11 protein-coding genes and 1 riboswitch are annotated in these 10,008 nt (G+C 31.4%); of the genes, 7 read left to right on the top strand and 4 right to left on the bottom strand.

Annotated features, from left to right (window positions below; translation table 11 throughout):
• Window positions 1–111: 111 nt before the first annotated feature.
• The 4 genes from HMPREF2663_RS12205 to queC form a co-directional block, all read right to left on the bottom strand.
• Entirely contained in the window at window positions 112–711 is a 600-nt protein-coding gene (locus tag HMPREF2663_RS12205; protein ID WP_083319971.1) for a hypothetical protein, read from the bottom strand.
• A 99-nt stretch (window positions 712–810) separates the two neighbouring features.
• Window positions 811–1,524 (bottom strand): 7-carboxy-7-deazaguanine synthase QueE, encoded by a 714-nt coding sequence (gene queE, locus HMPREF2663_RS04130; protein ID WP_002445901.1) that lies wholly within the window; start codon window positions 1,522–1,524, stop codon window positions 811–813.
• Window positions 1,525–1,944, bottom strand: a complete 420-nt coding sequence (gene queD, locus HMPREF2663_RS04125; protein ID WP_002445902.1) for a 6-carboxytetrahydropterin synthase QueD — start codon at window positions 1,942–1,944, stop codon at window positions 1,525–1,527.
• A 4-nt stretch (window positions 1,945–1,948) separates the two neighbouring features.
• Window positions 1,949–2,620 carry a 7-cyano-7-deazaguanine synthase QueC gene (gene queC / locus HMPREF2663_RS04120; protein ID WP_070845849.1) on the bottom strand — a complete coding sequence of 224 codons (672 nt, stop codon included), beginning with the start codon at window positions 2,618–2,620 and terminating at the stop codon, window positions 1,949–1,951.
• Window positions 2,621–2,750: 130 nt separating this feature from the next.
• A riboswitch (PreQ1 riboswitch) is annotated at window positions 2,751–2,797 on the bottom strand.
• 118 nt (window positions 2,798–2,915) lie between these two features.
• Here queC and HMPREF2663_RS04115 point away from each other — a divergent pair.
• The 7 genes from HMPREF2663_RS04115 to ltaS all read left to right on the top strand — a co-directional run bounded on the left by HMPREF2663_RS04115 (window position 2,916) and on the right by ltaS (window position 9,699).
• Window positions 2,916–3,503 carry an anthranilate synthase component II gene (locus HMPREF2663_RS04115; RefSeq protein WP_002487106.1) on the top strand — a complete coding sequence of 196 codons (588 nt, stop codon included), beginning with the start codon at window positions 2,916–2,918 and terminating at the stop codon, window positions 3,501–3,503.
• A complete protein-coding gene (locus HMPREF2663_RS04110; protein WP_002445905.1) occupies window positions 3,493–4,644 on the top strand; it encodes a chorismate-binding protein in 1,152 nt (383 codons plus the stop codon). Before HMPREF2663_RS04115 ends, HMPREF2663_RS04110 begins: the two co-directional genes overlap by 11 nt.
• A 1-nt stretch (window position 4,645) precedes the next feature.
• Window positions 4,646–5,254: an aminotransferase class IV gene (locus HMPREF2663_RS04105; RefSeq protein WP_002490714.1), complete on the top strand. Its 609-nt coding sequence runs from the start codon at window positions 4,646–4,648 to the stop codon at window positions 5,252–5,254.
• A gap of 48 nt (window positions 5,255–5,302) precedes the next feature.
• A complete protein-coding gene (locus HMPREF2663_RS04100; RefSeq protein WP_001830353.1) occupies window positions 5,303–5,509 on the top strand; it encodes a hypothetical protein in 207 nt (68 codons plus the stop codon).
• Window positions 5,510–5,527: 18 nt separating this feature from the next.
• Complete coding sequence (locus HMPREF2663_RS04095; RefSeq protein WP_070845847.1) at window positions 5,528–6,259, top strand: 5-oxoprolinase subunit B family protein; 732 nt, start codon at window positions 5,528–5,530, stop codon at window positions 6,257–6,259.
• Window positions 6,247–7,251, top strand: a complete 1,005-nt coding sequence (locus HMPREF2663_RS04090) for a 5-oxoprolinase subunit C family protein (RefSeq protein WP_070845845.1) — start codon at window positions 6,247–6,249, stop codon at window positions 7,249–7,251. Before HMPREF2663_RS04095 ends, HMPREF2663_RS04090 begins: the two co-directional genes overlap by 13 nt.
• A 507-nt stretch (window positions 7,252–7,758) precedes the next feature.
• Window positions 7,759–9,699 carry a polyglycerol-phosphate lipoteichoic acid synthase LtaS gene (ltaS, locus tag HMPREF2663_RS04085; protein ID WP_002475959.1) on the top strand — a complete coding sequence of 647 codons (1,941 nt, stop codon included), beginning with the start codon at window positions 7,759–7,761 and terminating at the stop codon, window positions 9,697–9,699.
• Window positions 9,700–10,008: the final 309 nt, after the last annotated feature.

Genomic DNA, 10,008 nt, shown 5'->3' with positions numbered 1-10,008 from the left:
GCTATTTTGCTAGGAATTATGTCCCAGCCTCTATCTTATAAATCAATGTAAAGTTTGGATGATGTATCGTATTTTAATGTGAAAGGATTATTTTAACTGTAACAACGATAATTATTTTTTATTTTTTATGAAAAAAACACCTTGCCATAATATAAAACCAATGAGTAAGCTATAAATGATTAAAAAGACATACCAAAAGGGCGTTAAAATCATCGTTGATATGAGAGATAGGATAATAATAATTGTACCTGTTGTCATTGGTCTTTTAATTTTACGAAATAGTGAAAGACGTTCAACTTCGTCTATTTTGAAAGTACCTACAAAAAGTAAAATCGCACCTATTATAAATATCGTGGGTGATAAATATGGGATGGACATATACACCGATTGTGTGCTCGATTTATCTGTAATAAATTGCAATAAGCTTATAACAATAGCTAGTATTATAGCAATAAACTTTTGGTCAGAAATTACAAAAGGATATAGCTTGAAATTTAAATATATTTGTAAAAGTGTCCATATCATAAAGAGCGTGACGGTAAACATCGTAATAAAATTGAATTGATTAATCGCACAAATATCAATCACACTATTGATTAAAATAGATAATAATATGGAGCTAAACTTAAGATGTCTGAAACGATGTCGGTATAAATCGATGCCAAGAATTAGCAAGACGATGGCGATGTTAATTAATATATATATAATCATGTTGAACTCCTATTCGTAATTCTTCATCTCTTCATTATACCAATTAACATTAACTTAATCATTTCATAACACTCAGAAATATTTAACGTATTTTCAATATTAGACGCCTTTTTTATTACTCCATAATAATGTATGTAATTGTGGTAGTACATAGACATGATTCATATCACTACTTTGCATTACACGATCCACTAATTTCTCATATCTTTCAAGTAATTTATCTGTATGTTGGTCAACGTTATCATCAAGATAAGGATTGCCTACCTGTAGATAGAATGGGATGTTAGGATAGCGATGATGAATTAATTTTGCAAAATCATAGTCTGCATCGTCAAAAATCACCACTTTCAAATTAAGTGAATGAAATGTACATTGATTTATAACAGAATCTAATACTTCTAGATTAGTTTTCATTCCCGAACTAGGGGGTTTTGGACTAATTGTTAAATCGTCAATTTGTGTCATCCATGATTGGAAACGACTACCTTGTGTCTCTAAAGCTGTATAAATATGTTTCTCTTCAAATAAATTTACTAATTCCTGTATACCTTTGATTAAAGCAGGGTTACCTCCAGATATAGTCACGTGATTAAATCGATGACCACCTATTTCAAGTAACGCTTCATAAATTTCTTCAGCAGTCATTAATTTGATATCTTCTTTAGCACTACCGTCCCAAGTAAATGCAGAATCACACCAGCTACATCTATAATCACAACCAGCTGTTCGCACAAACATTGTTTTTCTTCCTATTACACGACCTTCACCTTGAATTGTTGGTCCGAAAATTTCTAAAACGGGTATTTTAGCCATTTACACTTGATCTTCCTTTGGTCTATAAACTACGTAACTTGAAGGTGTTTCTCTAAGATAAACTTGAACACATTTCGGTTGATTCTCTCTTTGATTTAACTCTTTTTGAACAATGTGGTAAATCGTTTGTGCGACAATTTCTGTTGAGGGACTTTTATCCTTAAAAGCAGGCAAGTCATTAAGCAAATAATGGTCAAATTGTTCGTGAACTAGCTTTTTTAAATCTCTAAAATTAACTAAAAATCCACATTTATCTAGTGTATTACCAGCAATTGTTAAGTTGACGTAATATGTATGACCATGTGTACGAATACATTTTCCTGCTTCTTCAAAGGGAATATAATGTGCAGCAGAAAAGTTAAAATCTTTGTTAAGTTCGAATTGATATGGGTGAGTGACACTTGGATAAATTTGTTGCATTTTCTTATTCTTCTCCTTTATGTTCAAGATAATGTTTTAAACCTCTAGCTCTTAAGTGACATGCTGGACATTCACCACAGCCATCACCAATGATACCGTTATAACATGTTAATGTGTTGTGGCGAATATAATCTAACACACCTAGCTTATCGCTCAGTGCCCATGTCTGTGCTTTGTCTAACCACATTAATGGCGTGTGAATGACAAAGTCTTTATCCATTGAAAGACTTAAAGTTACATTCATAGATTTGATAAAGCTATCTCTACAATCTGGATAACCTGAAAAATCTGTTTCACAAACACCAGTAATAATATGTTTAGCATGAATTTGATAGGCCAACGCGCCAGCAAAAGATAAAAACAATAGATTTCTAGCTGGTACGAAAGTATTAGGAATACCATCATCATTATCTTCAATTTTTAACTCATGTTGAGTAAGTGCATTGGGAGTAAGTTGAGATAGTAATGACATGTCTAAAATATGATGTTTCAAGTTTTGCTCTTTTGCAATTTTTTTTGCAACTTCAATTTCTGTATCATGTCGTTGTCCATAATTAAATGTAACGAGTTCTACTTTTTTAAAATGTTTTTTAGCGTAAAATAAACATGTCGTACTATCTTGACCACCACTAAATACGACAAGTGCTTTTTCTTTATTTAAGTCATTTTGCGACATTGATATGACTCCTCATCATTTTGATAATTTTGCATAAAAAAAGTCTATCTCTATAAAAAAGATAGACAGAAATATTAAAGACATATATAGTCTTAACGTTATAATATGAAGAAATTCATTGTTGAAATTTTCATGTCTAGTTTTTTATAGAGGGTTTCGGCTAGGAACCTCTGTTATTATTTTGTACGGAACATAGAATAAACGAAATGCTATATAAAATCAAGTCATGTTCTGTGATAATAGAGGGTAAGAACTATAATAATTAACAATCTTTATCGATAATTGAGGTATGAATATGATTTTAATGATAGATAATCAAGATTCTTTTACATATAACTTAATAGATTATATTAAGGTACAAACTACTGAAGAAGTGAAAATCATTTCTGTAAATGATTTGATGATACAGCATCTCGATGCATTAAATCCGAGAGCGATTGTCATTTCACCTGGACCTGGGAAACCAAGTGATTATCCAATACTATCATCAGTATTAGAAATATTTCATCGTCACGTTCCCATTTTGGGTGTCTGTTTAGGTTTTCAATTAATCATTGAATACTTTGGAGGAAACATTATCCATAATGATAAACCTGTTCATGGACATATTACCAAGATAAGCCATAGCAATGAGGGTATTTTTAAAGGGCTACCATTGTATTTTAACGTAATGCGATACCATTCACTTATGGCTGACCCTTCTACAATATCTAGCGCATTAAAAGTCACAGCGCTGAACAACGAGAATGTTATCATGGCTGTTGCGCATCGTAAGTATCCTATTTATGGTTTACAGTATCATCCCGAATCAATACTAAGTGAATATGGTCACGAACAATTAAATTTATTCTTAACCGAGGTAGGGGTTAAATATGCACATTGAATTTAAGTATCGCTATTATGAGAATGAAAAGGACTATGAAGACTATCAATTAGAAATGGATAACGTTCAAGATTCTAAAATTGCATATCGTCTTGATGAAGTAGGGGATGTCATTCACTTTGCAGAACAAGAACAACGTAACGGAAGTTATGTTGCACTTTATGTTACTTATGAAGCAGCACCTTTTTTTAATAAGGAAATGGTGGTCAATATCGTGGAACAATCCCATATTTTTGCTGCAGCTTATTCATTTAAATCGGTCAATTCGATAAAAAATATAAAAAAAGTAATGTCTACTAAAAATCATATAAAAACTGAAGGATTTTATTTTTGTGAAAGTGATAAAGCGATGATTAACAAGGTCAAATCGATTCATAAAGCCATCATCGAAGGGGCAACGTATCAGGTGAATTACACAACGCGCTTAAAAGCAGAAATTTTCTGTCCTATAAGTCACTTATATCATCAACTTACTATGTCACAAAATGGTAATTATACCGTTTTAATGGACACACCTGATATAAAAGTAGCATCAATATCGCCTGAACTTTTCTTTCAAAAAGGTGACTATAAAGGTAAATCAAATATGATTGTTAGCAAGCCGATGAAAGGAACCATGCCTAGAGGGAAAAATGTTAAAGAAGATGAGCTATATTATAATAATTTAAAAACTTCCTCTAAAGATATGGCAGAGAATGTGATGATTGTAGACTTATTACGTAACGATATTACAAGAATTGCTCAAAGTGGAACTATAGATGTACCTGAACTGTTTTCGATTGAGAAATATGACACAGTTTTCCAAATGACCAGTACAGTTTGTGGCCAATTACAAGATGACATTCAATTAATAGATATGATGCGAGCGCTCTTTCCTTGTGGTTCTATTACAGGTGCACCAAAAATAAATACAATGCAATATATAGCTCAGTTGGAAGACATGCCAAGATCCATTTACTGTGGAACAATTGGCTTATTACTTCCAAACCAAAGGATGATATTTAATATACCTATACGGACAATTGAGTATAATCATGAAGAAGCGGTTTATGGGGTGGGTGCTGGTATAACAATTGATTCAATACCTGAAAATGAAGTTCAAGAATTTCACGATAAAACTAAAATTTTGGAGCGTTTATAATATGCATTTATTTGAAACAATGAAATTGGATAGGGGATTCATTCCTCGGCTTGAATACCATTATCAACGTATTTCAACTTCTAGTGAGCATCTAGGATTTCAATTTGATCATCTATTATGGAAGCAGTTTATTCATAATATAAAAACCTTGCATTCAAAAGGCGTATATCGTTTGAAGGTGACGTTAAACAAAGAAGGGGAACTCAACTATGAGTTATTTCCGATACCCGATAAACCTTTTTTTACCGCACGACTAGTTCAACAAAAAAAGAATATTGATAAAGTAATCATAACTAATAAAACAACAGAACGTGATTATTTAACACATAATCATTTCACAGATTTAATACTGATCTATGATGAAGAAGGTAAAATTTTAGAGTTTGACATTGGCAACGTAATGATACAAGAAAGAGATAAATTGTATACACCAACATATAAAGAAGACATGCTCCCCGGCTGTATGAGACAATCTCTTATTGATCAAGGGGAAGTTATAGAAAAAGATTTTTATATCGAAGAATTTAAAGAAAAAATCAAATCGAGTCAAATCAACGTCTATTTAATCAATAGCTTAAGAGAGGTTGTCGGTGTTAAAGTATATGTATAATATATTTATGAAAAAGAATTTTAATGATAAAAAATAATGAGGTAGCCTATGACATTATTATGGTTAGCTATATTAATACTTCTTACTGTATTAGGTAAAAAGATGTCAAACCAAGCCATTAAAAACAATCAAGTGCTTATTGCTAAGTTAATAGCTACTATAACTACATTTTGTGCGTTTGTGTTGGTTTATTTGCTTATGCAATCTATAATGCCACATATTATTAAATTGATGAATGTGTTTTATCATCATTAATTTTGACGAGGTGATATTATGAAAATATATAGTCAAGGCGACCAAGCCATTGTTGTTTCAATAGAGAAAAATGTATCTCAAAGACTGACAGAAGATTTACTTTCATTGAGAGCATATTTAATTGATAAATCATATCCATTTATTACTGAAATTGTAGCTACAGAATCTGACCTAATGATTTGCTATGACGCAAGAGATATGATTAAACATCACCATATTCAGTCACCATTTTTATATATGAAAGCTTTAATTGATTCTATAAAATTAGAAATTAGACATCATCGGCAACAACTTCAAGCGAAATATATTCAAAAACAACAATCTGTTAATATTCCAGTTATATATGGCGGAGAATTTGGGCCTGATTTACAACATTTGTTAAAGCATCTTAAACTCAAATTAGAGGATTTTGTAAAATTACACACTCAAGAAAAATATTTTGTATCAATGATGGGGTATTCACCAGGATTTCCGTATCTTAGCGGAATGAATAAAAAATTACATGTGAACCACACAAGTAAAAAGAAAAAGTTCATCCCTTGTGGATCAGTTATTATTGAAGGGAAAAAATGTGGAATAGTGACTACTGATACATATAATGATTGGTTAGTTATAGGATATACACCAGTTCAACTTTTCTTTCCTGAGCAACAAAACTTTACATTATTAAAGCTAGGAGACAATGTCACATTTGAGTCTAAAGGTATCAATGAAATAGAGCTAGGAGATTATAAAATATGTCAATCATAATTGAAAATAGTGGTCTATTTAGTAGCTTTCAAGATTTTGGAAGAAAGGGATATGAACATGAAGGTGTTATCCCGAGTGGTGCATTAGATGAATTAGCACATGAAATAGCCAACCGTCTGGTTGCAAATGACAAGAATGAAGCAACACTTGAAATGACTCAAAAAATGGCAACAATTCGCTTCACTGAGCCGGCACTAATAGCTTTAACAGGTGGAAATTTTAAAGCTGAAACTGAACATATGAAAATTTATCCTAATAAATTATATTTCATCAATGAAGGTGAGACATTGAAATTTAATGAAACCAGTCGTACATCACGCGTTTATCTAGCAGTTGGTGGCGGTTTTAAACTAGAAAAATGGCTTCATTCAGCATCTACAGATTTTAATGTGGAGATTGGTGGTTTTGAGGGGAGAAAGCTTAAAAAAGGTGATGAAATAGAATTAAAACACCATTATTCTCAACGACATCTTAAGCTATTTGAAAACTTATCTGACAAACGTACAACTGATTGGGGAATTGATGGTTACGCATTGTCTTTTAATTATGTTTCGGATGTTTTTCATGTGATTAGAAATAAGGGAACAGAAGATTTTAAAAAAGAGGCGACGCGTCGTTTTACAATGGCTGAATATAGTGTGTCCAGTAAAACAAATAGAGTAGGTATGGTGCTTGATGGACCCCAAATCAAAGCATACTATGATGATATGCCGGCTCATCAATCAGTAAAAAGAGGAACCATTCAAGTTAAGAGAGATGGCACACCGATTGTATTATTAAACGATCATTATACATTAGGAAGTTATCCTCAAATAGGTACAATCGCAAGCTATCATCTAACAAAATTAGCACAAAAACCACAAGGCTCAAAATTGAAATTTCAATTTATAGATATCGAAACTGCAGAAAAAAACTTAATAAAGTATAGCAATTGGTTAAATCAATTGTTCCATGGTATTGAACATCGTATGCAATTAGAAATGTTAAAGTGACGTATAACTATGGAATTGTTTTCCCATAAATAAAAAAGAAGTAGTCTTGTGCACGTACATCAGATTTGGAACTTAAATTGAATCGTCCTGGAGACTGATGAACATAAGAAATACTGAGTTTATAATGAATCATTATATATGTAAAAGAACTCAATTATTTAAAATTTTAATAGCACTTTTATGTTGACAATTTACCTGTATAGCGTGCTTTTACTTGATATTTAAGACATAATACTATATATTTAGAAATTGAACTATGTATTTTTATTACAATAAGATTACAAACATTTAAAAATCTTAATAAAAAGTTAACAACTACATAGTCTAAACAATGACGTATTCGCATTTACGATTTATATCAAATTTTTAAATTTATAAATAGAAATAATCGATTTGATCAAATGAATATAAAGTAATTTAAAAGATAGTTATAATTTGAATTAACTGAAGGTAAAGTGAATCATTTAACGTAAAAATGATTCATTACTAAAAACGGAGGAAACAAACATGAGTTTACCCAAGAAGAAAATAGGAATTTTTGCGTTCTTCTTATTAACGGTATTCACCATTACTTTGAAGACATATTTTTCATATTATGTTGACTTTTCTTTAGGTGTCAAGGGTTTAGTACAAAACTTAATATTGCTTATGAATCCTTATAGTTTGATTGCACTTGTACTAAGTGTTTTCCTATTTTTTAAAGGTAAGAAGGCATTTTGGTTCATCTTTATTGGAGGATTTTTACTTACGTTTCTACTTTACGCAAACGTTGTGTACTTCAGATTTTTTTCAGATTTCTTAACTTTTAGTACACTAAACCAAGCAGGCAACGTTGAATCAATGGGTGGTGCAGTAAGTGCTTCTTTCAAATGGTATGACTTTGTCTATTTCATTGACACTATTATCTACCTTGCCATTTTAATATTTAAACGTAAATGGTTAGATAATAGAGCATTCAGTAAAAAATTTGTACCTGTTGTAATGGCTACGTCAGTAGCATTATTTTTCTTAAATTTAGCGTTTGCAGAAACAGACCGTCCCGAATTATTAACAAGAACTTTTGATCATAAATATCTTGTGAAATACTTAGGACCATATAACTTCACTGTTTATGACGGTGTAAAAACAATCGAAAATAATCAGCAAAAAGCACTAGCTTCTGAAGATGACTTAACTAAAGTGCTGAATTACACTAAGCAGAAACGTACTGAACCAAATTCTGAATATTACGGTGCAGCGAAAAAGAAAAATATAATTAAAATTCACCTTGAAAGTTTCCAGACTTTCTTAATCAATAAAAAGGTAAATGGTAAAGAGGTTACACCGTTTTTAAATAAATTATCTAGTGGTAACCAAGATTTTACGTATTTCCCAAACTTTTTCCATCAAACAGGGCAAGGTAAAACATCTGACTCAGAGTTTACAATGGACAACAGTTTATATGGCTTGCCGCAAGGATCTGCCTATTCACTGAAGGGAGATAATACGTATCAATCATTACCTGCTATACTAGATCAAAAGCAAGGTTATACATCTAATGTAATGCATGGTGACTACAAAACATTTTGGAATCGAGATCAAGTTTATAAACATTTCGGTATTGACAATTTCTATGATGCCACTTACTATGACATGTCTGACGACAATATTGTTAATCTTGGTTTAAAAGATAAACCATTCTTTAAAGCATCAGCAGATTATCAATCTAAAATGAAAAAGCCGTTTTATTCACACTTAATTACTTTAACTAACCACTATCCTTTCACATTAGATGAAGAGGATGCTTCTATTGATAAACCTAATACTGGTGACTCAACAGTAGACGGTTATATACAAACGGCACACTATCTCGACCAAGCTTTAGAGGAATATATTACTGATCTTAAGAAAAAAGGTCTATATGATAATTCAGTCATTATGATTTATGGAGACCATTATGGTATTTCAGAAAATCATAACAATGCTATGGAAAAATTATTAGGTGAGAAGATTACACCAGCTAAATTTACAGATTTAAACCGCACTGGTTTCTGGTTAAAAGTTCCAGGTAAATCAGGGGGCGTAAATAAAGAGTATGCTGGACAAATGGATGTAATGCCTACATTACTGCATCTTGTTGGTATTGATAGCAAGAATTACCTAATGTTTGGCTCTGACATGTTCTCTAAACAACACAATAACGTAGTACCGTTTAGAAACGGTGATTTTATCACTGAAGATTATAAGTATGTGAATGGTAAAATTTACTCAAATAAAGATAATGAATTGCTTACTGAAAAACCTAAAGACTTCGATAAAAATAAAAAACAAGTTGAGAAAGATCTTGAAATGAGTGACAGCGTGTTAAATGGTGACTTGTTCAGATTCTACAAAAATCCTGACTTTAAAAAAGTAAATCCTGGTAAATATGAATATAAATCAGGTCCAAAAGGGAACGAAAAAAAATAGTTTTTTCAGTGAGTTGAAATTGTTAAGAAGCTGGGACATAATTCCTAGCAAAATAGCCAGTAAATGAGTTTTCATAAATTCATTTACTGGCTTCTTTATTTACAATACTTTGTATTGTTGGATTGCTTTCTTAGGGGACAGCTACATCCTGTAGTCTTTAGCTTGTCCTGTCCCCTCAAGAGTCTCGCCAAAATACTTTGTGTTTATATGTAATTTTACATTAAAATACTTAAAAAAATAAGTCCCTTTCGTATAATTTAACAAATACCACTAAACGAAATTAACGAGGTGCCTTATGTATAAAGATTA

Source organism: Staphylococcus sp. HMSC077D08 (assembly GCF_001837945.1).
GTDB classification, from domain to species: domain Bacteria; phylum Bacillota; class Bacilli; order Staphylococcales; family Staphylococcaceae; genus Staphylococcus; species Staphylococcus epidermidis.
This window is presented reverse-complemented; position numbering and strand designations above follow the sequence as displayed.